This window comes from Kocuria sp. TGY1127_2 (genome assembly GCF_013394385.1).
In the GTDB taxonomy this organism is placed as follows: domain Bacteria; phylum Actinomycetota; class Actinomycetes; order Actinomycetales; family Micrococcaceae; genus Rothia.
Genome location: NZ_AP022834.1, coordinates 2,283,702 through 2,307,934, shown reverse-complemented (window position 1 = coordinate 2,307,934; position 24,233 = coordinate 2,283,702). Strand labels below are relative to the sequence as shown.

General features: G+C 61.7%; 22 protein-coding genes and 1 tRNA gene. 20 read left to right on the top strand and 3 right to left on the bottom strand.

The annotated features are described in order from the left end of the window. Positions 1 to 14 precede the first annotated feature (14 nt). The 18 genes from sake_RS10365 (at position 15) to ilvA (ending at position 20,681) form a co-directional block, all read left to right on the top strand. Positions 15 to 1,574, top strand: coding sequence for an ABC transporter ATP-binding protein (locus sake_RS10365; protein WP_178945993.1), 1,560 nt, complete (start codon positions 15 to 17; stop codon positions 1,572 to 1,574). Further along, positions 1,571 to 2,887: an ABC transporter permease gene (locus sake_RS10360; RefSeq protein WP_129360748.1), complete on the top strand. Its 1,317-nt coding sequence runs from the start codon at positions 1,571 to 1,573 to the stop codon at positions 2,885 to 2,887. Before sake_RS10365 ends, sake_RS10360 begins: the two co-directional genes overlap by 4 nt. Continuing rightward, positions 2,884 to 4,188 carry an ABC transporter permease gene (locus sake_RS10355; protein WP_178945992.1) on the top strand — a complete coding sequence of 435 codons (1,305 nt, stop codon included), beginning with the start codon at positions 2,884 to 2,886 and terminating at the stop codon, positions 4,186 to 4,188. Before sake_RS10360 ends, sake_RS10355 begins: the two co-directional genes overlap by 4 nt. A 5-nt stretch (positions 4,189 to 4,193) precedes the next feature. Continuing rightward, positions 4,194 to 4,619, top strand: coding sequence for a cytidine deaminase (locus sake_RS10350; RefSeq protein ID WP_129360746.1), 426 nt, complete (start codon positions 4,194 to 4,196; stop codon positions 4,617 to 4,619). 63 nt (positions 4,620 to 4,682) lie between these two features. Beyond that, positions 4,683 to 5,990, top strand: coding sequence for a thymidine phosphorylase (locus sake_RS10345; protein WP_178945991.1), 1,308 nt, complete (start codon positions 4,683 to 4,685; stop codon positions 5,988 to 5,990). 76 nt (positions 5,991 to 6,066) lie between these two features. After that, a complete protein-coding gene (locus tag sake_RS10340; protein ID WP_178945990.1) occupies positions 6,067 to 7,863 on the top strand; it encodes a hypothetical protein in 1,797 nt (598 codons plus the stop codon). 39 nt (positions 7,864 to 7,902) lie between these two features. Continuing rightward, positions 7,903 to 9,150 (top strand): adenosine deaminase family protein, encoded by a 1,248-nt coding sequence (locus sake_RS10335; protein WP_178945989.1) that lies wholly within the window; start codon positions 7,903 to 7,905, stop codon positions 9,148 to 9,150. Continuing rightward, positions 9,147 to 9,986, top strand: coding sequence for a MazG family protein (locus sake_RS10330; protein ID WP_129360742.1), 840 nt, complete (start codon positions 9,147 to 9,149; stop codon positions 9,984 to 9,986). Before sake_RS10335 ends, sake_RS10330 begins: the two co-directional genes overlap by 4 nt. Positions 9,987 to 10,131: 145 nt before the next feature. Beyond that, positions 10,132 to 11,421, top strand: coding sequence for a phosphopyruvate hydratase (gene eno / locus sake_RS10325; protein WP_129360741.1), 1,290 nt, complete (start codon positions 10,132 to 10,134; stop codon positions 11,419 to 11,421). Positions 11,422 to 11,535: 114 nt separating this feature from the next. After that, positions 11,536 to 12,183: a septum formation initiator family protein gene (locus sake_RS10320; RefSeq protein ID WP_178945988.1), complete on the top strand. Its 648-nt coding sequence runs from the start codon at positions 11,536 to 11,538 to the stop codon at positions 12,181 to 12,183. 43 nt (positions 12,184 to 12,226) lie between these two features. Beyond that, positions 12,227 to 12,829, top strand: coding sequence for a DUF501 domain-containing protein (locus sake_RS10315; RefSeq protein WP_238147719.1), 603 nt, complete (start codon positions 12,227 to 12,229; stop codon positions 12,827 to 12,829). A 15-nt stretch (positions 12,830 to 12,844) separates the two neighbouring features. Then, a complete protein-coding gene (locus tag sake_RS10310) occupies positions 12,845 to 13,816 on the top strand; it encodes a Ppx/GppA phosphatase family protein (RefSeq protein WP_178945987.1) in 972 nt (323 codons plus the stop codon). A 24-nt stretch (positions 13,817 to 13,840) separates the two neighbouring features. Then, positions 13,841 to 15,274, top strand: a complete 1,434-nt coding sequence (locus tag sake_RS10305) for a S8 family serine peptidase (protein ID WP_371811985.1) — start codon at positions 13,841 to 13,843, stop codon at positions 15,272 to 15,274. Between the two features lie 99 nt (positions 15,275 to 15,373). Continuing rightward, positions 15,374 to 16,759, top strand: coding sequence for an NAD(P)/FAD-dependent oxidoreductase (locus sake_RS10300; protein WP_129360736.1), 1,386 nt, complete (start codon positions 15,374 to 15,376; stop codon positions 16,757 to 16,759). Positions 16,760 to 16,840: 81 nt separating this feature from the next. Next, a tRNA-Leu gene (locus sake_RS10295) sits at positions 16,841 to 16,917 on the top strand. Positions 16,918 to 17,082: 165 nt separating this feature from the next. Continuing rightward, complete coding sequence (locus tag sake_RS10290) at positions 17,083 to 17,931, top strand: Bax inhibitor-1/YccA family protein (protein WP_129360735.1); 849 nt, start codon at positions 17,083 to 17,085, stop codon at positions 17,929 to 17,931. A gap of 111 nt (positions 17,932 to 18,042) precedes the next feature. Next, positions 18,043 to 19,374, top strand: a complete 1,332-nt coding sequence (locus sake_RS10285) for an AI-2E family transporter (protein WP_129360734.1) — start codon at positions 18,043 to 18,045, stop codon at positions 19,372 to 19,374. Positions 19,375 to 19,430: 56 nt separating this feature from the next. Next, on the top strand, positions 19,431 to 20,681 hold the full coding sequence (gene ilvA / locus sake_RS10280) for a threonine ammonia-lyase (protein ID WP_178945985.1): 1,251 nt from the start codon (positions 19,431 to 19,433) through the stop codon (positions 20,679 to 20,681). Between the two features lie 111 nt (positions 20,682 to 20,792). Here the strand turns inward: ilvA and greA are convergent, their stop codons facing one another. Next, complete coding sequence (gene greA, locus sake_RS10275; RefSeq protein ID WP_129360732.1) at positions 20,793 to 21,293, bottom strand: transcription elongation factor GreA; 501 nt, start codon at positions 21,291 to 21,293, stop codon at positions 20,793 to 20,795. A 179-nt stretch (positions 21,294 to 21,472) separates the two neighbouring features. Further along, a complete protein-coding gene (locus sake_RS10270) occupies positions 21,473 to 21,886 on the bottom strand; it encodes a DUF4307 domain-containing protein (RefSeq protein WP_238147717.1) in 414 nt (137 codons plus the stop codon). A 201-nt stretch (positions 21,887 to 22,087) separates the two neighbouring features. Between sake_RS10270 and mca the strand changes: the two genes are divergently transcribed. Then, complete coding sequence (gene mca / locus sake_RS10265) at positions 22,088 to 23,005, top strand: mycothiol conjugate amidase Mca (protein ID WP_243155776.1); 918 nt, start codon at positions 22,088 to 22,090, stop codon at positions 23,003 to 23,005. Further along, on the top strand, positions 23,002 to 23,370 hold the full coding sequence (locus sake_RS10260; RefSeq protein ID WP_238147716.1) for a hypothetical protein: 369 nt from the start codon (positions 23,002 to 23,004) through the stop codon (positions 23,368 to 23,370). Before mca ends, sake_RS10260 begins: the two co-directional genes overlap by 4 nt. A gap of 6 nt (positions 23,371 to 23,376) precedes the next feature. Here sake_RS10260 and sake_RS10255 read toward each other — a convergent pair whose 3' ends face one another. Next, the gene (locus sake_RS10255; protein ID WP_129360729.1) at positions 23,377 to 24,180 is read right to left on the bottom strand and encodes a hemolysin III family protein; all 804 of its coding nucleotides are present in this window, start codon (positions 24,178 to 24,180) and stop codon (positions 23,377 to 23,379) included. Between the last annotated feature and the right edge of the window lie 53 nt (positions 24,181 to 24,233).

Genomic DNA, 24,233 nt, shown 5'->3' with positions numbered 1-24,233 from the left:
AAGGACCCCCGACGATGAAACTCGAATTGCGGTCCGTGACCAAGCGTTTCGGTACTTTTGCAGCGAACGACTCGATAGACCTGACTGTCCAGCCAGGGACCGTCCATTGCCTTCTCGGAGAGAACGGCGCCGGCAAATCGACGCTCATGAACGTGATCTACGGATTGTACGAACCGAGCGCCGGCGAGATCATGATCGACGGCCGCGAAGTCAGATTCTCCGGACCCGGCGACGCGATGCGCGCCGGGATCGGCATGGTCCACCAGCACTTCATGTTGGTCCCCGTATTCACGGTCGCGGAGAATGTCGCGTTGGGCGCAGAATCGATGCGCGGCTTGAGCCTGGATCTGGACCAGACCCGACGCAAGATCCGCGAGATCTCGGACCGGTACGGATTCCGTGTTGACCCGGACGCCGTCGTCGAGGACTTACCGGTCGGCGTCCAGCAGCGCGTGGAGATCATCAAAGCACTCGTCCGGGACGCAGAAATCCTGATCCTGGACGAACCCACCGCGGTTCTGACCCCGGCGGAAACGGACGAATTGCTCGCGATCATGGCTCAGCTGCGAGACGACGGCAAATCCTTATTGTTCATATCGCATAAATTGCGTGAGGTATGCGCCGTATCGGACGAGATCACTGTGATCCGACGGGGCAAGGTCGTCGGAACCGTGGAACCCACGGCGTCGACCACGGAATTGGCGTCCATGATGGTCGGTCACGACGTCAATCTGACGGTCGCCAAGGAAGAGCCGCAGTACAGTGACTCCCGCTTCTGCGTCCGAGGACTCTCCTTGGTCGCTGAATCCGGGGTCAAAGTCCTCGACGAGATCGACCTGGACGTCCGCGGAGGCGAGATCGTTGCGGTTGCGGGCGTCCAGGGCAACGGACAGACGGAATTCACGGAGACCGTTCTGGGGCTGCACCCCAAAGCCTCGGGCAAGATCATGCTGGACGGCAAGAACCTGCTGGGTTCCTCGACCAAGAGGATCATCGAATCCGGAGTCGGCTTCGTCCCCGAGGACCGGACGGTCGACGGACTCGTGGGTACGTTCAGCATCGAGGAGAACTTGGTTCTGAACCAATTCGACCACAAGAAGTTTTCCGCGGGGCCGTCGCTTCGACGAGGAGCGATACGGTCCAACGCCCGAGAGAAAGCCGCTGCTTTCGACATCCGGATGAACGCGGTCAGCGATCAGGTCGCGACCCTTTCCGGCGGCAATCAGCAGAAGGTCGTGGTCGCCAGAGAGCTGTCCCGTCCCCTGAAACTTTTCATCGCCTCGCAACCGACCCGCGGCGTCGACGTCGGGTCGATCGAATTCATCCACGAAAGGATCGTCGCGGAGCGCGACGCCGGTACTCCCGTAATAATCGTCTCGACCGAGCTCGACGAGGTGTACGCCTTGGCTGATCGGATCGCCGTATTCCACCACGGAAGACTCATGGGGATCGTGGGGCCTGATACCCCGAGGGAAGTCCTCGGTCAGATGATGGCCGGTGCGACCGCCGAGGAAGCCTTCTCCGAAGCCCAGGACCACACCGCCCAAATCACCGTCGAAGGAGAGCACGCATGAGCTCGACCGAGTCACAGCAGCCCGTTGCGGCCCCGGCCGACGGCTTGGGAGCAACGCCGGAGGCGCAGTCCTCGCCGAGCCCGGTAACGCCTCCGTGGGCCACCGGGCCGGAGAAGCCGTCGCTGGCGTACCGGATTACGTCTTCACCCCTCGTCCTGTCCGCGGCCGCACTGATCGCCGCTCTAGTCGTCGGTGGGCTGCTCATCATTTTCACGGACCAGCGCGTGCTGACCCGGATGAACTACTTTTTCAATCGTCCCAGCGACACTTTCGAGGCCGCATGGAAAGCCTCCAGCACCGCGTACGCCGCGTTGTTCGAAGGCGCGATCTTCAATCCGCACGGTGGGACTTTTGTCGACAAGATCTACCCGCTGACTGAGACACTGACTATCGCGACTCCACTGATCTTTGCCGGTCTGGGCGTGGCGATTTCCTTCCGTTCCGGCCTGTTCAACATCGGCGCACAAGGCCAGATCATCCTCGGTGCGATCGTTGCGGGCTACATCGGATTCAGCTGGCACTTGCCCATGGCGATTCACCTGCTACTCGTCGTACTCGGTGGCGTCATCGGCGGTGCGATCTGGGGAGGACTCGTGGGGCTTCTCAAGGCCAAGACGGGAGCTCACGAGGTCATTCTGTGCATCATGCTCAACTACGTTGCACTCAATCTGGTGCTGTACGTGCTGACGACGCCGGGGTTCCAGCGGCCGGGATCCACGAACCCCATATCTCCCCAGATTGATTCCAGCGCGCAGTTGCCCAAAATGTTCGGTGATTCCTTCCGGTTGCACTGGGGCTTCGTGCTGGCGATTCTCGCGGTCCTCCTGGTCTCTTGGATGATCAATCGTTCGACGATCGGCTTCAGGCTGCGTGCCGTAGGGGCCAACCCCGAGGCCGCGAAGTCCGCCGGTATCAACGTGACCGCGGGCTACATCATCGTCATGCTGATGTCTGGTGGGCTGTCCGGGATGGCGGGCGTATCGCAGATTTCAGGTACGGAAAAGGTCTTGACCGGCGACGTCGCCGCTTCCTTTGGATTCGACGCGATCACCGTCGCGCTCCTGGGCCGTTCGACCCCGTGGGGAACGTTCTGGGCTGGTTTGCTCTATGGTGCTTTTCGCGCCGGCGGTGTCGCCATGCAGACCAATACGGGAACCAACATCAATATCGTTCTGGTGGTCCAGTCCCTGATCGTCCTCTTTATCGCGGCTCCGCCGCTCGTCCGGGCGATCTTCCGCTTGCCCGACCCCTCGAAAACCCGCAAAGCCAAGCGCCGCATGCCCGCCGCACGGAAGGCAGGAGCCACCCAGTGAGCACCTCCGTTCAGGAACTAACGAATCCCTCCAGCCCGTCCCGGCAAGCACCTCCCAAGACGATCGTGCGTCAGTGGCGCAACGCGGTCATCTTTACGGTCTTGGCCGTGGTCACCCTGGTGGTGTGCGGCCTCAATTCGATCGAAGACACCGTAGTCTTCCGATTGTCGGAGTCGGGGGATGCGATCAGACTGGGCGATGTTCAACTTGCCGCGACCCCCACCGGCTGGGTCCTCGGCATCGTGACCGCGATGATGGCCGTGATCGCTTGGGTGCTCGGCGCCCGGGGCCGCAAGGTTCCCAAGTGGTGTGCCGTCGTTTTCTGGGCAGCATTCGTGATCGCGATGCTCGTCTGGGCGGTCAGTCACGCGGACAGCAATAGCTTGTCCTTGCCCGGTCTGCTGGGCGGGTCGCTAACACTCGCGGTGCCCCTGATCTTCGGTTCGATGTCAGGTCTGCTCTGCGAGCGGAGCGGCGTCGTGAACATTGCGATCGAAGGGCAGCTTCTTTTCGGTGCTTTCGCGGCCGCAGTCGCGGGATCCGTGGCGCACAATGCCTGGGTCGGTTTGGTGGCGGCAATGTTCGGCGCGGTCCTGGTTTCTCTGATCCTCGCGATCTTCTCGATCAAGTATCTGGTCAATCAGGTGATCGTCGGCGTTGTCGTCAACGTGTTGGTCTCCGGGCTGACAGGCTTCTTGTACTCGACCGTCCTCTCTCGGTCCAATGTTGGTCTCAATGCTCCGGAGCATCTGCCCAGTTTTTCGATTCCCTTCCTGTCCAAGATCCCGGTCGTCGGCCCGGTCCTCTTCGATCAATCCGTGATCGTGTACTTGATGTACGTGGTCGTGTTCCTGATCTGGTACGGGCTGACCAAGACCCGGTGGGGATTGCGGACGCGGGCCGTCGGCGAGCACCCGAAGGCAGCGGACACGTTGGGCGTCAAAGTCAACCGCTTGCGCTTCTGGAACGTGCTTCTCGCCGGCGCCGTTGCGGGCATGGGTGGCGCCTTCTTCACCCTCGTCTCCGTGTCTTCCTTCAACAAGGACATGACCGCTGGTCAGGGGTATATCGCCCTGGCGGCCCTGATTTTCGGCCGTTGGCGTCCCTTCGGCGCACTGTTTGCGGCCCTCCTATTCGGATTCGCAACCAATCTGCAGTCCGTGCTGTCCCTCCTCGGAACAACGGTTCCGAGCCAATTCCTCGCGATGCTTCCGTACCTCGTCACGATCGCAGCGGTGACTGGGCTTGTCGGTCGGTCGCGCGGTCCGGCCGCAAGCGGCGTCCCGTACGTCAAGGAGTAGAAACGATGAATCAGCCTTTGCTTTCTGCCGATGATTCCGTGTGGAAGTCTCTGCTGGCCGCGGCCCGTCAAGCGCTCGAGCAGTCCTACAGCCCGTATTCCCGATTTCCGGTAGGTGCTGCGGGGCAGGTCGACGACGGCCGGATCGTGGTAGGCGCCAATATTGAAAATGCCGCATACGGGGTGACCCTCTGCGCGGAATGCTCCATGGTTTCGGACCTGTTCCGGACCGGCGGCGGGAAATTGACGGCGTTCGTCTGCGTCAACGAGCCGGGGGAAGTCATCATGCCCTGCGGACGCTGCCGGCAGCTCCTGTACGAGCATCGCGCACCTGACATGCAGATTCTGACGCCGGAGGGCCCTTGGAACATGGACCGGGTGTTGCCCCAGGCCTTCGGGCCTCAGGACATTGCCGGTTACTCGGACCGGTGAGCACGCCCTTCCGGTGAATCGCACGCAGGAACACCCAAGTCGAAGAGCAAAGGACACAGAGCAATGAGCGAAGCATTCGACGCGGTGGATGTCATCCGCGCCAAACGAGACGGACAGGAACTCAGCGGCGAACAGATCGACTGGGTCTTGGATGCGTACACCAGGGGTGTAGTCGCGGAGGAACAAATGTCCGCGCTGGCGATGGCGATCTACCTCAACGGCATGAGGCGTGAAGAGATCGCTCGTTGGACGCAAGCCATGATCGCAAGCGGAGAGCGGCTGGACTTCTCTCCGATCCTCGGTCCCAAGGGCAAGATCGCAACCGCGGACAAGCACTCGACGGGCGGCGTGGGTGACAAAATCACACTGCCCCTGGCCCCACTCGTGGCCGTCTACGGGATCGCCGTTCCCCAGCTTTCTGGCCGTGGGCTAGGGCACACAGGCGGGACCCTGGACAAATTGGAATCGATCCCAGGATGGCAGGCTTCCGTCAGCAACGAGCGCATGATGCAGATGCTGGGAAGCGTCGGGGCGGTCATATGCGCGGCCGGAACGGGCCTTGCCCCAGCAGACAAGAAACTGTACGCGCTCCGGGACGTGACCGGAACGGTAGAAGCCATACCCCTGATCGCCTCATCGATCATGTCCAAGAAGATCGCCGAAGGCACGGATTCCTTGGTTCTGGACGTCAAGGTCGGATCCGGCGCGTTCATGAAGGACGAGGAATCCGCGCGCGAACTGGCTCGCACCATGGTCGCCCTCGGAGACGAATCGGGCGTTCGGACCAGCGCATTGTTGACGGATATGTCGACGCCGCTCGGTCTGACCGTGGGCAACGCGATCGAGGTCGAGGAATCCGTCGAGGTCCTCTCGGGCGGTGGCCCGGACGATGTCGTGGAGCTCACCGTCGCATTGGCCCGCGAAATGCTGCTCGCTTCGGGGGTCGACGAGGATCCGGCCGAGGCCCTCGCGGACGGACGGGCCATGGACGTCTACAAGGACATGATCCGGGCTCAGGGCGGAGATCCGGATACGGCACTTCCCGTTGCACGGGAATCACACGTGGTCAAGGCACCCGAAACCGGTACGTTACAGAGTTTGGACGCGCTTTCGGTCGGCGTGGCTTCGTGGCGGCTGGGTGCAGGACGGTCCCGCAAGGAAGACCCCGTGCAGGCCGGCGCGGGCGTCCGTCTTCACGCAAAGCCCGGCGACCACGTCGCCGAGGGGCAACCCCTGATGACCTTGCTGACGGACACACCGGAGCGCTTCGAAAGAGCCCTGAATACTCTGAATGGCAGCTTTAAGATTGCTCAGTCCGGCCCGGCCGATGTCGAAAGGCGCCTGATCCTCGATAGACTGTCGGCAGAATAGGGTTCAAAATTCATGCCTCGATCGACTGAGGCAGATCTCGAGGCGCCTCACGGGGGCGCAGAAAACAAGGTGAGTCGTGGCTTTCAAGCTTTTCCGCAAGAACTCAGACGACGACGCCGCGCGGCGTTCAGACGACGAGCTGAACGACGCGGGGCGGCAGGAAGAAACACCGTCGAGCTCCGAGGTTCGTGCCCTACCGGACCGCCCCGAGCTGCCGAAGACGAATGGTCTTCCCGAAATCGTCACGATGATGGAGTCCAACAGGGTCGCCACGCTCCAGCTGAACCAGCAGGGCAACGAAATGACCGCCGTGATGGACCCCAGCGAAAAGCCTGAGCGCAAAACCACCGTGGATACCCAGTCCACCTGGTTCGACCCGGTGGCCAAGCTTTACACGGCGGCTCAGGCCAGCGAGAACGGACCCTGGCGGCGCGCCGAGATCATGATTTCCTCGGTCAGGAACGGAAAGCGGTCGGTCGAGATCGAGTACACCTACCCGAACTCGGATGAGCAGGTCCGTGAGGCGTACACGCAGACCGTTCCGACCACGCTCTCACGCGGTGGCGAAGCGAGCTCGGTCGATGCAGAGGCCAATCAGGAGTCGGGACGCTCGGAGGGCAGCAAGGTCGCCGCGACCGGCGCCGTCGCCGGGGGAGCCGCTGGTGCTGCCGCATCGAACCCGGCCAAGTCTTCAGACGAGACCAAGCCGTCCGTTGAGAAGGACCGTAACGAAGCCCTCAGCGCCGTGGCGGACGATGCCGAAGCGCGCAAATCCGGAGATGACCAGGCGAGCTCCTCGTCCTCCAAGCCCTCGGTCCTCGGTACACCCGAGGGATCCGATTCTGGGGCCAAGTCAACGACCTCGAGCGATTCGAGCGCAACCGTAGTTTCTGGAACCGAGAAGACCTCGGCCGTCACGGATGCCCCGAGGGATTCGAAGGATGCCACCAAGACCTCCTCGTCAGCGCAGACGAGCAGCTCTTTTTCGGAGGCCAATGCCAAGGGATCGAAGAAACAGAGCGACTCGGCTTCCGGCGTAGCCGTAGGAGGCGCCGCCCTGGGTGGTGCGGCCGCTGGTGGAACCGCGGCCGCTGTGGCCGATTCCGGCAAGGATTCGAAACAAGGCGAAGAAAAGGCCACACAACAGACGGCCCCGTCCGCCAAGGACGTTGATAAGGGCGCGGACACAGCGACCACAGACGGTCAGACGACGGCCGAACCTGTTCCCGCCGTGGTCGAGGACTCCCACTGGGAAGGCGAGGAAAACCGTCCCGAGGCCGGTGCTCCCTCTGCGGTAGCCGCCGATTTGCCGGATTCCGTCCCGTCCACGGCAGACCAGACCGATGTCGCGCCGTCGTACTCCAGCTCCGGCCAGTCCGCTCCGCAGAAGCCATCGACCACGCAGCTCGCACCGGGCAACTTGGTCCTGACGGAAGCCGACGTTCTGCAACGTATGGGCGAAGCCCAGAAGACTCTCTTCGGTGCAAACGGTACGGCCCGCGATGTCTCGACCGTGTTGATTCGTGTGCGCGCTCTCGGCTCCTACTACGACGCTTTGACCCACGTTCGCCGCAATGGCTTCTGGGATCAGCGCAAGACCTTCGATCTCGTCCCCGAAGAGGCCCTCCACATCCTGGAGCTCAAGTCGGATTCGCACCAAGAGGGCGCGGGCTCACCGATCGCGATGATGTTCCGCTTCACCCCGGGCGTGCCTCCGCTGGTTTCGTTCTCCTACGAGGACGAAGAAAGCTTCGTCAAGTACAAGGATCGCCTTCCGGCCCAGCAGTACATCGAGGAACTCCGGATGTTCCCCCGCACAGGAGCAAATATCCCCGAGCACATGACCGATGCGCTGACTCAATGGAGCCTCTGAGCGGAGAATGACAGTACGGATCCGCCGGCGAGCTGCGCAATGAGCGCGCAGGTTGTGACGCCGCTCTTCGACAACGCTTATGACGAAGGGTGGATTGCCTCCCTTCCGAAGGTATGTCTGCATGATCACCTGGACGGTTCCTTGCGTCCGCAGACCGTGATCGAGCTGGCCGCCGAGGTCGGCCACGAGCTTCCGTATACCGACCAGGCCCGGCTCGAACGGTGGTTCTCAGAAGCAGCGGATTCGAGGTCCCTGGCTCGCTACCTCCAAACTTTCGAGCACACCGTCGGCGTGATGCGCACCGCCGAAGCGCTCGAAAGAGTTGCCAGGGAATACGTGGTCGACGCCGCCGCGGACGGGATTATTCACGGTGAGGTGCGCTGGGCGCCCGAACAACACCTCAGCGAAGGGCTGGACCTCGATGCTGCGATCCACGCGGTAGAGCGCGGGATCGTTGCCGGAGAATCGGACGCCGCGGACCGCGGCCACATCATTTCGATTCGTCAGATCGTCTGCGCGATGCGCCAGAACGATTGTTCCCTGGAAGTTGCACGGGCCGCCGTGCGTAATCGATCGAGCGGCGTCGTCGGATTCGACCTTGCGGGTCCCGAACTTGGTTTCTCCGCTGAACTACACCGCGAGGCGTTGGACTACTGCGCGAGGCATTTCCTGCAGGTTACCCTGCACGCAGGAGAAGCAGACGGGGTCGAGTCAATACGTCAGGCTCTCCACGAGGGCAGGGCTGCACGGCTCGGGCACGGGGTCCGGATCGTCGAAGACCTGACGCGCAGGCAGAGTCACGCCGCGCTCGCGGACAACGTGGCGCGTTTACCGCATAGCCACGATGTCTCCTTGGTGCCTGCGACTTCCCTGTACTCGATGGGAGAAGTTGCGGCCTGGGTCAGGGACCGGCGCATCCCGCTCGAGATTTGCCCCTGTTCGAATCTTCAGACCGACGCTGCCCCTCGTGTGAGCGATATCGGGGCCACGGCGCGGACAGGGAATTCGTCGACCGGCTGGGCCAGAGAGTACAGAGAACACCCCGTCGAGCTGCTGAGGAGCCTCGGTTTCGCCGTGACGATCAATCCGGACAACAGATTGATGTCCCGCACGTCGATGACACGCGAATTCCTCAAACTGGCCCATGAGTTCGGATATGAACGCGAGGATTTCTTGAGTGTCACGTTGATCGCGGCAGAAAGTGCTTTCCTGCCCTTGGACGAAAGAAACGACCTCGTCGACCGCGTGCTGGCCGGATATTCCACATCCCCGGAGGTCGGTTCATGACCACATCACAGTTTCCGCGGGGCAAGCCCGACGGGCCGGAACTCGAACCCGAAACCCCGACTGCGGCTTTCGAAGAACTCGTGGCCATCATGGACCGCCTACGGTCGCCGGGCGGTTGCCCCTGGGACGGCGAACAGACACATGCTTCATTGGTCCGTTACTTGATCGAAGAGTCCTACGAAGTCGTCGAGGCCATCGAGGCACCGAACGGAGTCGACCGTGCTCTTCTGCAGGAAGAGCTCGGTGATGTGCTCCTCCAAGTGGTCTTCCATGCGAGGGTCGCGGAAGAAGTCCCCTCGGAGGCCGGCGGTTTCGGAATCGCGGACGTCATCCAAGGGCTCAATGCCAAATTGATTCGACGGCATCCCCACGTATTCGGGGGATTCGCCGACGCCGAGGATGGCCCCGTCGGAGAACGGACTTTGGCTAGCGACGAGCTCGAAACGCTCACCCGGCGCTGGGATGAGATCAAACGCGCCGAAAAGCCCGAACGGAAAGGCCCTTTCGACGGAATACCACCGGCCTTGCCGGCTCTGGCGCTCGCGGAGAAGACACTGAGCAAGGCTGCCAAGGCATCCTTGCCGTTGCCCGAAGCGGTCGAGACCCTGGAACACGAGCGCTCTTCCGAAGTCGTCGCGTCCTCCGACCATGATCGCCCGCAGACTCAGGTTTCTCCGGAGTCGGTGGCACCCGGAACCACGGATGACGCCGAGGAAGAGATCGGCAGACACCTGCTGGGTGTAGTTGCCCATGCCCGTGAACGGGGCGTGGATCCTGAAAAAGCTTTGCGGCGCGCGGTTCGTCATTTCGTGGATTCCTCAGGTGGGAATGCCTGAGAATATGTGTGCTTATGTGGGAATTGGATAGTATGGGGAGTGAGAACGGGCCCACTGTGCGGGAACAGTTCAGAATTTCCCACAAACTCACTAGGCTCGGTACAGAAAAGCCAATTCATCCTTCACGATTTTTAGGAGCATCCAGATGGCTATCATCATCGACGTTCATGCCCGTCAGATCCTCGATTCCCGAGGCAACCCGACCGTAGAGGTCGAGGTTCTTCTCGAAGACGGAAGCTTCGGTCGCGCCGCCGTTCCCTCCGGCGCATCCACGGGCGAGTTCGAAGCGGTCGAGCGCCGCGACGGAGACAAGAGCGTCTACCTGGGCAAGGGCGTCCTGGACGCAGTCAAGGCGGTCATCGAGGAGATCTCTGAGGTGGTCATCGGTCTTGACGCCACGGACCAGCGCCTGGTCGACGCCGCCATGCTCGAACTCGACGGTACCGACAACAAGGGCAAGCTGGGCGCCAACGCAATTCTGGGTGTGTCCCTCGCCGTTGCCCGTGCGGCTGCCGAAGCATCGGACCTGCCCCTCTACAAGTACCTCGGCGGACCCAACGCCCACGTTCTGCCGGTTCCGATGATGAATATCCTCAATGGTGGCTCTCACGCCGACTCCAACGTGGACATCCAGGAATTCATGATCGCCCCGATCGGCGCGCCGACTTTCGCGGAAGCCTTGCGCTACGGCGCGGAGGTCTACCACGCGCTCAAGTCCGTCCTGAAGGACCGCGGGTTGGCGACAGGCCTTGGTGACGAAGGCGGTTTCGCTCCCAATCTCGATTCGAACCGGGCCGCACTCGACCTGATCCTCGAGGCCATCAAGAAGGCCGGTTACGCACCGGGCAAGGACGTTGCCCTGGCTCTGGACGTCGCCTCTTCCGAATTCTTCAATAAGGAAGACGGCACCTACTCCTTCGAAGGCGGCCGCAAGACAGCCCAAGAAATGACTGCCTACTATGGCGAACTCGTCGATGCGTACCCGCTCGTGTCGATCGAGGATCCGCTCGACGAAGACGACTGGGACGGCTACCAGACCATCACCCGTCAGCTCGGTGCGAAAGTTCAGATCGTCGGTGACGACCTGTTCGTGACCAATCCCGAGCGGCTCGGCAAGGGCATCAAGATCGGAGCCGCCAACGCCCTGCTGGTCAAGGTCAATCAGATCGGCTCGTTGACGGAGACCTTCGACGCGATTTCTCTGGCGCAGACCAACGAATTCCGTTGCATGGTTTCTCACCGGTCCGGAGAGACCGAGGACACGACGATCGCAGACATCGCCGTGGCAACCAATTCCGGCCAGATCAAGACCGGCGCCCCTGCACGGTCGGAGCGGGTTGCCAAGTACAACCAGCTTCTGCGTATCGAGGAGGAGCTGGGCGGCGCGGCGACTTACGCCGGAGCCTCCGCTTTCCCGCGTTTCTCTGCCGAGTAGTATCGACGCCGGATATCTGATGACGACGCCCCGCCGGGTTCTTCCGGGCGGGGCGTCGTTCGGTAGAGTGAGGGTTCGAAAGCTCCTTCCCCTGCTTCGAGAGGTCCGATCGCTATGAAGAACCCCTTCTCAGCCGCGGCTCGCCGTCTCGGTCGCAAGAGGGCGGATAGCTCGAACCATTTCTCGGGCGACCCGTACGAGACCCGTTCCGAATCTTCGTCGAGGGAATCCCCGACGCTGGGGTTCGGATCGTGGCGACAGAAGCGCGTCGTCGAGCGCGCGGAGCCTCGCGGCAGCTCCGCATTCCGTGACCCGGAATTCTCTAAAGAGGATCAAATCGGGCGAGAGGACTGGGGCGACGTCGAGGACACCCGGGAACCCGTAGCTGCCAGGACTTTTTCAGGCAGGACCGTGTTGCTCCTCCTGATCATCCTGGCCCTCGTGGTTCCTTTGGCCCCCACGGTGCACCGGTACTTTGCCCAGCAGGCAGAGATCAACAGTTTGCAGCAGGATATTTCCCACCTCAAGGATGAGCAACAGGATCTCAAGGATCAGAACGACCGCTGGAATGACGACGACTACGTCCGGCAGCAGGCCCGAGAACGGTTGTTCTACGTCAACCCCGGGGAAACACCGTATGTGGTGACGGGCAAGGATAAGCAGAGCGACCAGGCGGACGACTCATCGGCCGAAGCGACGACGTCGACGCCGCCCTCGTGGGGAGAAAACCTGTGGGCCTCACTGTCGGAGTCGTCGAAATGACCTACGCACAATCCGTGAAAGCAGCACCTCGAGAAGGAGTTCGGTGACTCAGAAATCAGCCGCTCAAGAACCCGGCGGATTCGGCGCCAGCCAGGACACCCTGGACCCGACCCAGCAGGATCTGCTCGTTCTCTCGCGCGAGTTGGGGCGGACTGTGCGCGACGTCGTCGAAATTCCGGCTCGGTGTGTCTGCGGGAACCCGCTCGTTGCCGCAACCGCACCTCGATTGTCGAACGGTTCGCCTTTCCCGACCGTTTTTTATCTGGCCCACCCGGTCATTACGCAGGCCGCCTCCCGGTTGGAAGCCGCCGGCCTGATGTACGACATGACGGACCGCATCACGCGGGACCAAGCACTGGCCGAGGCCTACCAGGCCGCTCACCAGAATTACCTCGACGAGCGTGAACGGGTACGTGTCAAAGCGGGCACCGATCCGGTTCCGGAGATCGAGGGGATATCCGCCGGCGGGATGCCACAACGGGTCAAATGCCTTCACGCGGTGCTTGGCCATACACTGTCCGTCGGTGAAGGAATCAACCCCTTTGGGGACGAGACCCTGCATGCCATTGAGCAGTGGTGGATGCCCGAACAATGCGCCTGCGACCCAGCGTGGCGCGAAGAATCGTCACCGTCGAACCAGGTCTAAGGAGCACGGACAACTATGCGCGTTGGAGCTATAGATTGCGGCACCAATTCGATTCGCCTGCTCATCGCGGACGTCGAGAAGAATCCGTCGGAGGGGACGCACCCGAAGGTCACCGACATCGTCCGGCAAATGCGGGTCGTTCGGTTGGGCGCGGGAGTCGACGCCACCGGCTGGCTGGCACAGGCTTCCCTGGACCGGACCTTCGCGGCCGCCGAGGAATACGCGGCCTTGATCAAGAAGCACAAGGTCAAGCACGTTCGTATGGTCGCGACGAGCGCGACCCGAGACGCGGGCAATCGCGATGCCTTCGTCGAAGGAATCACGGATCGGCTCGGGGTCGCTCCTGAAGTCATCTCGGGTTCGGAAGAAGCCGAGCTGTCCTTCTACGGTGCCGCCGCGACCATCAAAGCCGCCCACAGCGGACGGGACCTGATCGTCGACGTCGGAGGGGGATCCACGGAATTTGTCCTGGGGGACGAGAACGGCGTGATCGCGTCCCGGTCGGTCAATATAGGTTGCGTTCGGTTGACCGAGCGGCACCTGAGCTCTAATCCGCCGACCGAAGGCCAGATTCGGCGACTCCTGGACGACGTCGATGTTGCCGTTACCACGGCGCTCGACTCGGTGCCGATCGGAACCGCAACGCGCCTGGTCGGTGTGGCTGGCTCCGTCACAACGGTCACCGCACAGGCCCTCGGCCTCAAAGAATACGATCCGGACCGGATTCACGGCAGCGAACTGAGCATCGAAGCGGTCTCCGAGGCCGCGCGGATCCTGACCAACATGTCACGTCAGGAACGTTCCGAACTCGGGATCATGCACGAGGGCCGCGTCGACGTGATCGGTGCGGGCGCTCAAATTTGGGCACGTATTGCGGAAAGAACCTCCGAACTGACCGACGGTCGCATTGCCACGTGCATCGCGAGCGAGCACGACATCCTGGACGGCATCGCCCTGTCCGTCGCCGCGGCTCGGAAGAAGCCCTGAGTCATCATGCGGCACGGGCGCGGAATGCGGGTCTTGGCAGCGGCTCTGGCAGCGGGAATTGTCTCCGTCGCGGCCGTGACGTCTGCCCATGCGGAACCGGGTCCGTTGCCCACCGTCCCGGTCGTATCCTCCCATCCCAAGGGCGACGACGTCAGAGACCACGAGTACTGGCTCGACGAATTGGGCATCCGCTCCGCGTGGAAACAAACGACCGGCAAAGGCGTCAAAGTCGCCGTGATCGACACCGGAGTGGACGGAAACCACCAGGACCTCACGGGAAATGTGGAGTCGGGGAAGGACGTGTCTAAGGGAGGTAGCTCGGACGGCTGGAAACCGATCGGAGCCGAACCCGAACACGGCACCCTTGTCGCGTCGATGATAGCGGGGCACGGCCACGAAGGCCGCGATGCGAGCAAGGCTCCTGAGGGGGAGCCGGGGCACGGCGCCGGCGTGATCGGCATTGCTCCCGAAGCCAGCATCGTCCCGATCTCCGCGTGGTTGGGAACCCAGAACCCCGGCGGCGTCGCGGTCGAAGACCAGATTCCGCGAGCCGTGCGGGAAGCCGTCGATTCGGGGGCCAAAGTCATCAACCTTTCGGTCGGTTCGTCAAAGACCGATTGGCCGGACTCGTGGGATCAGGCCTTTGAATATGCGCAGGACCACGATGCCGTGGTGGTCGCCTCGGCGGGCAACCGAGGCTCGGGGGTGACGCAGGTTGGCGCGCCGTCGACTATCCCCGGGGTACTCTCAGTGGGCGGCGTGGATCGCCAGGGAAAGGCATCGTGGGATTCCTCGGCGCAAGGGATCTCGATCGCCGTTGCGGCTCCGAGCGAGGATCTCATCGGCGCAATGCCCGAGAACAAATATGGACTGTGGTCCGGTACATCGGCATCGGCACCGATGGTCTCCGGGGTGCTCGCCCTGATGAGGCAGAAGTATCCCGACGAATCCTCAGCCCAAATCATCAAGCGGCTCATCGACACGGCCAGGGACCAGGGCCCGCCGGGCCGTGATCCCCAATACGGGTACGGGGTCGTCGATCCGACCGCCGCTCTGACGCGAGACGAAGACGTCTCGGGGGTCCGAGACAATCCGTTGGGTTCCGTCGCCGCGTGGGCGAAGGTTCATCGTCGGGCGGATCCGACGGACGAGCCCAGCGATCCTCCGGCGGAAGAACACACGGTGGGGGAGAAGATCGATCCAGTCGCCGCCCCCGAGGCGGCCCCGGGTTCACATGTGAACCTTCTGCTGCCGATCGGGCTCATTGCCGCGGTTGCCGGCTGGATGTGGTTGCTGGCCGCTGGAACCGTCGCCAGACTGCGGAGAATTCTGGGTTCGCCGCCTCACCCTCCGAGGCGAGTCCTGGCCGAATACCTTGGGCTGGGAAAACGCAGCCGGAACTCTCATGGGGTATCGGGAGATCAAAGAAGTACGGATTTCTGGGGGCGTAGGCAATAAAGCGGCGGAAACCCGGATAGCGGCGTAAGGTTTTGGATGGCAATATGGGGAATCGAGACCATCGCAGTCCACACATCTTAAGGGAGTAGCATTTCTACCATGTCTTTTAACCAGGTGGCGAACGATCGCCCTCGCGTTCTGATAGTTGGCGGCGGATACGTCGGTTTCACCGTAGCAACCAAGATCCAGAAGGCCATCAAGGCTTCGGGCGGCGTTGTGACCGTGGTCGACCCAAACCCGTACATGACCTACCAGCCATTCCTGCCCGAGGTGGCCGCCGGCAGCATCGAGGGGCGCCACGCAACCGTTCCGCTGCGCCAGCACCTTCAGGACTGCGAAATCTTGGGTGCTCGGGTCGAGAAGGTCGACCATGAGTCGAAGACCGCTACCGTGCGCGGCAATGACGACGGTGACACATACGAGCTCAAGTACGACCAGATCGTGATCGGCGCCGGTTCCGTAACCCGTGCTTTCCCGATTCCTGGTTTGGCCGAGGCCGCGATCGGCATGAAGACCGTCGAAGAAGCCGTCCACGTTCGTAACTGGGTGCTTGACCGCATCGAGACCGCGTCCCTGCTCAAGGACGAGGCGGCTCGTCGTCGTGCCCTGACTTTCGTGGTGGTCGGCGGTGGTTTCGCCGGCGTCGAGACCATCGCAGAGCTCGAGGATATGGCTCGCGATGCGGTTTCCCGCAACTCCCGCCTTCGCGTTTCCGACCTGCGTTTCGTGATGATCGAGGCCATGGGCCGGATCATGCCGGAGGTCCCGGAGGACCGCGCCGAGTCGGTGGTCGCGCACCTGCGTTCGCGCGGCATCGAAGTACTGTTGAACACCTCCTTGGGCGAGGTCGACGGAGACACCTGCAAACTGATCAACATGGGCGACAAGTCGCCGGCGGGTGAGGTCGAGACTCAGACGCTGATCTGGACCGCCGGTGTCATGGCCGCCCCGTTCCTCAAGAACTCCTCATTGCCGCTCGATGAGCGCGGCCGTGTCCGTGTGGGCGCAGACCTGCGCGTCACCGGTGACGACGGAGTCCTCGAGGGTGCTTGGGCTGCTGGCGACAACGCTGCCGTTCCGGACCTGACCGGAAAGGGTGTGGGCGGCTTCTGCGTCCCCAACGCCCAGCACGCGTCGCGTCAGGCCGTAACGCTGGCCGAGAACCTGTTGGCCGCGCGCAACGGTGGGGAGCTCAAGGACTACTACCACGAGAATCTGGGCGCCGTAGCCGGTTTGGGCGTCTACAAGGGCGTCGCCAACATCAAGGGCCGCTCCTTCGAAGGCCCCGTGGCTTGGCTCATGCACCGTGGATACCACGGCATGGCGATCCCGACCGTCGAGCGGACCACTCGCGTGGCCGCGAACTGGTTGCTGGGCACGATCTTCGGTCGGGATACCTCGCCGATCCGCAATGAGCGTTCCCCGCGTCTGCCGTTCCAGGAGGCAACCGGAACCGCTCCGAAGGAAGAGAAGGCTCGACTCTGAGTCAGCTTCGGTTCCCGTAATATCGGGGAACAACCAATGACGCCACCCCGCACTTTCGCGCGAAAGTGCGGGGTGAGTCTCGCCCCAGTAGCCCAATCGGCAGAGGCAGCGGACTTAAAATCCGTTCAGTGTGGGTTCGAGTCCCACCTGGGGCACCAGATATAGCCATCATTTTCTCGCCCGAGAGCGGAATGACCAGTATTGCCCTGATGTCCTGGCGCGCCATTCTGTAGAATGGAAAAAATCCCGGGTATGCTTCGGCCGGTGCAACAAGCACGGTGCGGCCGTCTCGGGAGACCACCGCTTGAGAATCGAGGAATCCCATGGGACGTGGAAATCCCCTGATCAGGCGCATGAACAATGATGCGCAGCGAACCGACCATGCTTATGCTGGCCAGCCGCAGCAGGACCAGTACGGGCAGAACCGCTATGGCCAGCAGCAAGGCGGCCAACAGGCGCCGAGTGCCGCGTCTTTGAACCAGATGTACAACGCTCCCGCGGCGACATCGGCGGATATGCAGCGGGCAACCATGGACGACGTCGTGGTCAAGACTTTGAGCATGCTCGGTCTGATTGCCGTCGGCGGAGCAGTAGGCTGGTTCTTGGGCGGAATTTCCGCTCTCTTCGGGATCATCGGATTCGTCCTGGCGATGGTCGTGATCTTCAAGCGCAAGACTTCACCCGCCTTGGTCATGGCTTACGCGGCGTGCGAGGGTCTCTTCCTCGGCGGTATCTCTCGTATATTCGAGTCCCAGTTCGGCGGCATCGTCTTGATGGCTGTCGTATCCACCCTGGTGGTATTCCTCGGCATGCTGGCCCTCTATGCGAAAGCCGGGGTCAGGATCTCGGGCAAGACCGCGAAGGTCTTGGCCATCGGGATGGTCGCCTACCTCGTCTTTATCGTCGGAAACCTGATTTTCGGCGCCTTCACCGGCTCGTCAATGCGTGACTTCACGATCTTCGGCATCCCCGTGGGAATCATCATTGGTTTGCTCGCCGTGATCATGGCCTGTGCATGCCTCATCCAAGATTTTCAGCAGATCGACGGCGCCCTGCGCGCGGGGGTTCCCCAAAAGGAATCTTGGCGACTCGCATTTGGTTTGATTGTCACGCTCGTGTGGCTGTACGTCGAGATCCTTCGCCTCCTCAGTTACTTCATGCCGAGGAATTAGCGGAATCATTTTTCGCATACGTTTCCCAAACTGTCCGGGGCCTCACCTGAAAGGTGAGGCCCCGGTGTCGTCTTCAGAGAAAGAACCACCATCACCTCTATGATGAAATCTATGAACTCGAGTTCGAACGTGACCGCAGAAAACATCTCAGAAGTCCGTGGGGCCAAGAACGGAGGCTCGGAGCGCCCATCGAACGGCCCCGATATCCCATACGCGCTCAATGTCGCGGCCGCCTGGTCGTGGCGGATCATCGTGATTTTGGCGATGGCGGGTGTCGTCGTCTTCCTCTCGCGTTCGGTGAGCACCGTTATTATTTCGGTTCTGGTGGCCGCATTGATTGCCGGGCTGCTTTCTCCCTTCGTGTTGTGGCTTCGGGGGAAGAAAGTGCGAGCCGGTATAGCCACCGCGATCGTTGAACTGGGCGCAATCGTTCTGGTCCTCGCTCTTTTGACCCTGGTCGGTCAGCAGTTGGTCAAAGGTTTCTCCCAGCTCTCCGATCAACTCGTCACCGGCTATCACGAACTCATGCAGTGGCTCTCCGACGGGCCATTGCAGCTGTCGGTGGACCAAGTCGACAACGCCATCAGTTCGCTGACCACCACGGCCAAAGAGAACTCCAGTCAGCTCATGAGCGGTGCGGCGGCCGTCGGCTCGACCGCCGGAGAAGTCGGCACCGGTTTGCTGATCATGCTGTTCACGCTGATCTTCTTCTTGCTCGAAGGAGAGAAGATCTGGCTCTTCATGTTGAAGTTCTTCCCCCGAAAGGCCCGGCAGGCGGTCAACGGCGCGGGACGCCGAGGATGGCACTCTCTGGTTTCCTACACCCGTGTGCAGGTCCTCGTGGCGTTCGTCGATGCGTTGGGTATTGGACTCGCCGCCCTGATCCTCGGTGTGCCGCTGGCTTTCCCTCTGGGCGTCCTGGTGTTCCTGAGCTCATTCATACCGGTTATCGGCGCCCTCGTCTCCGGCGCGGTGGCCGTATTGCTGGCCCTGGTTGCCAATGGACCGATCAACGCGGTCATCATGCTGGCCGCGGTTCTTCTGGTCCAGCAGGTCGAGTCCCACATTCTTCAGCCGCTCGTCATGGGCAAAGCCGTTTCCCTGCATCCTCTGGCGGTTGTACTCGCGGTGGCCCTCGGATCAATGGTCCTGGGCATCATCGGCGCGCTTTTCGCCGTTCCTGTTCTCGCTGTGGTGAACACCGTGATCCGTTACCTGGCCAACCGGGAATGGGAGGATGACCCCAATATTCGAACCACCCCGTACGCCTTTGACTGGGAGATACAGCGGGCTCAAAAGAAGTCCGCGGCCCAGAAGGTCAAGGAAAGGCTCTCCAAGAGCAACGGTTCCACGAAAGCCCCCGCGGCCGACGCCGATGCGCCGGACGTCCAGAACGCGGACGATGAGGGGTCACCCTCGACTCAGGCGTCCTCAGGAAAGTAATTTGTCGTGAGTGGGCCACCGCCCATGACCGCAGTATCCGAAGTAAGGATGGATCAGTGACCCCTTTGGAAAATCTCCCTGTCCAGATCGAGGACATAGAACAAGCGGCCCAGCTTGTGGAAGGGATCATTGAGAGGACTCCTATTGCGCATTCTCGAGCGCTCGAACGGAAGATCGGTTCGCCGGTTTATTTCAAGTGCGAGAACCTGCAGCGTTCCGGATCATTCAAGGTGCGAGGCGCCTACAACCGTATTGCCCAGCTCAGCGACGAGGAGAAGGCCGCGGGCGTGGTCGCGGCGTCCGCCGGCAACCACGCGCAAGGAGTTGCGTTGGCGGCGTCGAAATTGGGAATCACCGCTCGTATTTATATGCCACAGGGTGCTGCGCTGCCGAAGATAGCCGCGACCCAAGGCCACGGTGCGGAGGTTATCCTCCACGGAGACACGGTGGACGAGGCCTTGGCCGAGGCTCAACGATACTCGGACGAGACGGGCGCAGTGTTCGTTCACCCTTTCGACAACAAGAACATCGTGGCGGGCCAGGGAACGCTCGGCACCGAAATTATCGACCAAGTGCCCGAGGTGGACACCATCATCACCGGCGTCGGCGGTGGCGGTCTTCTGGCCGGCGTGGCCGTCGCGGCCAAGAACCATGAGGCCAGAACCGGCAAGAAGATCCGGGTGATCGGCGTTCAGGCCGAGCACGCGGCCGCCTATCCGCCGTCCCTGGCCGCGGACGCTTTGGTCCCGCTCAAGAAGGTCTCGACGATCGCAGACGGTATTGCGGTCGGCCGTCCGGGCCAGTTGCCCTTCTCCATCATCAAAGAGCTCGTCGACGACGTCGTCACGGTTTCCGAAGACGACCTCGCCCGTGCTCTCATCTTCCTGATCGAGCGCAATAAGCTCGTGGTCGAACCGGCCGGAGCCGTCGGAGTCGCCGCCTTGATGAATGGCAAACTCAACGAGAAATACGGCAACCTCGGCTCAACCGTTTGCCTGCTCTCGGGCGGCAACATCGATCCCATGCTGATGCTGAAGGTGATCCAGCGGGGTCTCTCGGCTGCAGGACGCTACCTGACGGTCAAGATCATGTTGACCGACCACCCGGGGGAGCTGCGCGACATTTCCCGTATCATCTCGGACTGCGATGCAAACGTGACGGGTGTGGACCACACGCGCGTCGGCGGTTCGCTGTCAATGGGAGACGTATCCATCACGATCGACATGGAGACAAAAGGGGAGGAGCACAGCAACGAAGTGCTTCAGGCTCTGGAAGCCGAGGGTTTCACACCGATGGTCGTCGGCTGACGACGTGATCTCTGCGGGGGCCAATCCGCCCCGCAGATGCTCTTACACCACAAAAATCCGGACCCGCCGACAAGCGGGTCCGGATTTTTCATGACGTCTGGGACGGATGGACTAGTACGGCTTGGCCGAGAGGACCTTCAACTGAATGTCCTTTCCGTTGGGTGCCTTGTAGGACAGCTGGTCGCCGACCTTGTGGCCGTGGATAGCCTGACCCATGGGGGACTTCTCGGAGAAGACCTGGATGTCCTGGTCGCCCACGAGTGTCTCGGCGACCTCGCGGCTGCCGAGGAGGAAGGTCAGCTTCTTGCCGCCGATTTCCGCTTCGACAAGCATGCCGGATTCGACGACGCCGTCGTCCGCGGGCTTGGCACCGACTTCGGCGTTCTCGAGCAAGTAACGCAACTGGGCGATGCGGCCCTCATTCTTGCCTTGCTCTTCCTTGGCCGCATGGTAGCCACCGTTCTCGCGCAGGTCGCCCTCTTCGCGAGCAGCTTCGATGCGGTCGACGATCTCCTGGCGCTTGGGACCCTCACGATCATCGAGTTCGGCCTGGAGGCGGTCGTAAGCCTCCTGGGTCAGCCACGTGCCATTTTCGGTGGTTTCTTCTGACATGATGTCTCCTTGGTGCGACGCCGCGGCCGCGATTTTTTCACGGTGGTTCCTGCGAGGAAGGTGTTGACCTCCCCACACGGCGTCTGAACGGATAGATAAAACCCGCCAGGGCAAACCCATGGCGGGAGACGTCAAGGTTCAATTGTAGCTAGTGACGCACGGAACTGAAAACTAATCTTTTAGCTTGACTTCCAGCAGGAATCCACGGTCGCCGTATGGGCTTGTGAAGTAGTGCGAAGGCTGACCCTGTGGGTCGAGGTCTTGTTCTTGAGCTGATCGGCCGGGACATCGCCGATGGTGATCTCTTTCCAGCCCACGATCGCGTGCTGGTCGTTGAGAGCCTGAACGGCGCAGGTGACTTGTTGATCAGGTTCCTTGGTTAGCTCGAAATCGAGCGTGACTGCATCAGCGCGGGAGTCGTCGAAGCTCACTTCCTTGAAGGACGGTGCTTGTGAGTTTCCGTACGCGAGCCACGCCACGAATACAGCCGCCAGCACTACAAGCACGGCGACGATGCCCCACCATGCACGTTTGGAGAGATGACGTGCAGAACGGTTCTTGCCGTATCGCTGGTCTAGAGTGGAAGTGGTCAATTTGGGGAAAACCTGTCCATAGTCTGCGGGCCCGCCCGTGTGAGTCCTGCAAAGGCGCAGGGGGCTGCGGACGGGAACCGTGAAGTACTCTCTACTGTATCGAAAAGAATGAGGTGTCAGTACGTGACAAGCGCTCAAGAATCTGCCTCGACACAGGCGAAGCGCTCTGGGCAGCACGAGCTCGAGTCGGACTACACCGGCCTGAGAATTCTCGCGGTTCATGCGCACCCTGACGACGAGTCGAGCAAAGGTGCGGCATCAATGGCCGCGTACGCGCGTCGCGGAGCCCGTGTGATGGTTGTCTCATGTACCGGTGGAGAGCGCGGGTCGATTCTGAACCCAGGCGTCGAGGAGAACCCGAGATCGCACTGGGACCTGGCAGGGCTGAGGCACCGAGAGATGGCAGGCGCCCGAGAAGCCCTCGGGGTCGAACACCGTTGGCTCGGCTTCATGGACTCCGGACTGCCGGAAGGTGATCCGCTTCCTCCTCTGCCGTGGGGATGCTTCGCGAAGACCCCGTTGGAACGTGCGGCCGCTCCGTTGATTCGTGTGGTCCGCGAATTCCAGCCCCATGTGATCCTTGCCTATGACGAGAACGGCGGTTATCCGCATCCGGACCACATCATGGCGCACAAGGTCGCCATCGAGGCGTGGGAAGCCGCCGGCGACCCTCGCCGCTACCTCGCCGAGGGAGACGCGTGGGAGCCGCTCAAGCTCTATTACGACCGCGCCTTCAACGTGGATCGCTTTCTGGCTTTCCACAAGGCCCTGGAAGAACGTGGCATGGAGTCGCCTTTCGCCGAGCGCATCGCGATGTTCACCGAGTCTGAGCCGGAAGGTGCACCACCGGTTTCGCGTCATCAGACCACGACACAGATTCCGTGCTCGGATTGCTTCGACGTCCGGGACCAGGCCCTGAAATCGCACGTTTCTCAGGTCGACCCCGACGGCTTCTTCTTCGCCGTCACCAACGACCTGCAGCGGGAGATTTGGCCGTATGAAGACTACGTGCTCGCCGCGAACCGGGTTGAGACGGAACTTCCGGAATTCAGCTTCGCCGAGGGCATCGACTACAAACAGGCTCCGGCTACTCGTTTAGGAAATGATCAACCCTCATGATGAACGCCAGCTCTACCGTTGTGCATCTTTCCGCGGGACTTCTCGCTGATGGAGAGTCGCCGAGCCTGAAACCGGGCCTGGACGCAAATCAGGTCTCGCCCGGCGTCGTGGGTTTTCTGCTGACGCTGCTGTTGGCGGTTCTGATCATACTGGTGGCTCTCGACCACACCCGGAGACAACGTCGCCTCAAGAACCGTTTCGACTATGCGATGGCACGTGAGGCGGAAGAGCGAGAAGCTGCCGAGCAGGCCGGCACCGAAACGGCCTCCGACGTCGAGGAATCCGACCGGGATCCGACCGCACACGGGAACCACAATGCCGATCAACACCCCGACTCGGGATCGAGCCGAGAAAGACGCAACTAGAACCGCTCATACGTAGATCGAGAAGACCACCGCGATGTAGTGGCATGCGAAGCCGAGGATCGTGCAGACGTGAAACAGCTCGTGAAACCCGAAGACTTGAGGTGAGAGCACGGGTCGTTTGAGAGCGTAGAAGACCGCCCCGACGATGTAGAAGACTCCGCCCACGCAGATGAGGATTGTCGCTACGGGACTGACCGACCAGAAATCGGCCATGTAGAACAGGGCCATGAGCCCCATAACCACGTACAACGGTGTGTAGAGCATCCGCGGTGCTCCGGTCCAGAAAACCCGGAAGACGATGAGCAAAAGCGCGCAGGCCCAAACGCTCCAGAGCAGGATTGCGGTCCGCGGCTGATCCAACAACGTCAGCGCCAGCGGCGTATAGGTTCCGGCGATGACCAGAGAAATGTTGGAGTGATCCAACCTTTTGAAAGCCATCCGTGCCTTGTCCTGCCAGTAGGCGCGGTGGTACATCCCGGAAACCGAGAAGAGCACGACGCTGGTCAATCCGAATACGGCGCAAGCAGCCGAACGCGCACCGCCTCCGGCCAGGACGATCAGGACGATCCCTGCGGCGAATGCCACGGGTGCGAAGGACGAGTGAATCCATCCCCGCCACAGGGGTTTGCGTTCCAGAACGTCGTGAAAGCGATCCGCCGCCGCAGTGGCGACGTCCTCAGCCTTCGCTGTTGCCGCACGAGCGGCAGGGCCGGCATTCTTCCCGAACGACTTCTGGTGATGTGAACCCGCGTTACCACTGGCCGGCCTGGACCCTCCGGTCGGTCCTTGTCGATTTGAGTTCGAGCTCATGCGTAGGGTCCTCTCGAGCGCGGGCGGTTCATGTGAAGTCTATTAGGGTGCAT

Coding starts and splice junctions, on each gene's coding strand:
- sake_RS10285 (WP_129360734.1), top strand. CDS start 18,043: ATGAACTCGAGTTCGAACGTGACCGCAGAAAACATCTCAGAAGTCCGT.
- sake_RS10320 (WP_178945988.1), top strand. CDS start 11,536: ATGAAGAACCCCTTCTCAGCCGCGGCTCGCCGTCTCGGTCGCAAGAGG.
- sake_RS10365 (WP_178945993.1), top strand. CDS start 15: ATGAAACTCGAATTGCGGTCCGTGACCAAGCGTTTCGGTACTTTTGCA.
- sake_RS10360 (WP_129360748.1), top strand. CDS start 1,571: ATGAGCTCGACCGAGTCACAGCAGCCCGTTGCGGCCCCGGCCGACGGC.
- eno (WP_129360741.1), top strand. CDS start 10,132: ATGGCTATCATCATCGACGTTCATGCCCGTCAGATCCTCGATTCCCGA.
- sake_RS10310 (WP_178945987.1), top strand. CDS start 12,845: ATGCGCGTTGGAGCTATAGATTGCGGCACCAATTCGATTCGCCTGCTC.
- sake_RS10300 (WP_129360736.1), top strand. CDS start 15,374: ATGTCTTTTAACCAGGTGGCGAACGATCGCCCTCGCGTTCTGATAGTT.
- sake_RS10255 (WP_129360729.1), bottom strand. CDS start 24,180: ATGAGCTCGAACTCAAATCGACAAGGACCGACCGGAGGGTCCAGGCCG.
- greA (WP_129360732.1), bottom strand. CDS start 21,293: ATGTCAGAAGAAACCACCGAAAATGGCACGTGGCTGACCCAGGAGGCT.
- sake_RS10305 (WP_371811985.1), top strand. CDS start 13,841: ATGCGGGTCTTGGCAGCGGCTCTGGCAGCGGGAATTGTCTCCGTCGCG.
- sake_RS10290 (WP_129360735.1), top strand. CDS start 17,083: ATGGGACGTGGAAATCCCCTGATCAGGCGCATGAACAATGATGCGCAG.
- sake_RS10330 (WP_129360742.1), top strand. CDS start 9,147: ATGACCACATCACAGTTTCCGCGGGGCAAGCCCGACGGGCCGGAACTC.
- sake_RS10350 (WP_129360746.1), top strand. CDS start 4,194: ATGAATCAGCCTTTGCTTTCTGCCGATGATTCCGTGTGGAAGTCTCTG.
- sake_RS10335 (WP_178945989.1), top strand. CDS start 7,903: ATGAGCGCGCAGGTTGTGACGCCGCTCTTCGACAACGCTTATGACGAA.
- sake_RS10345 (WP_178945991.1), top strand. CDS start 4,683: ATGAGCGAAGCATTCGACGCGGTGGATGTCATCCGCGCCAAACGAGAC.
- sake_RS10260 (WP_238147716.1), top strand. CDS start 23,002: ATGATGAACGCCAGCTCTACCGTTGTGCATCTTTCCGCGGGACTTCTC.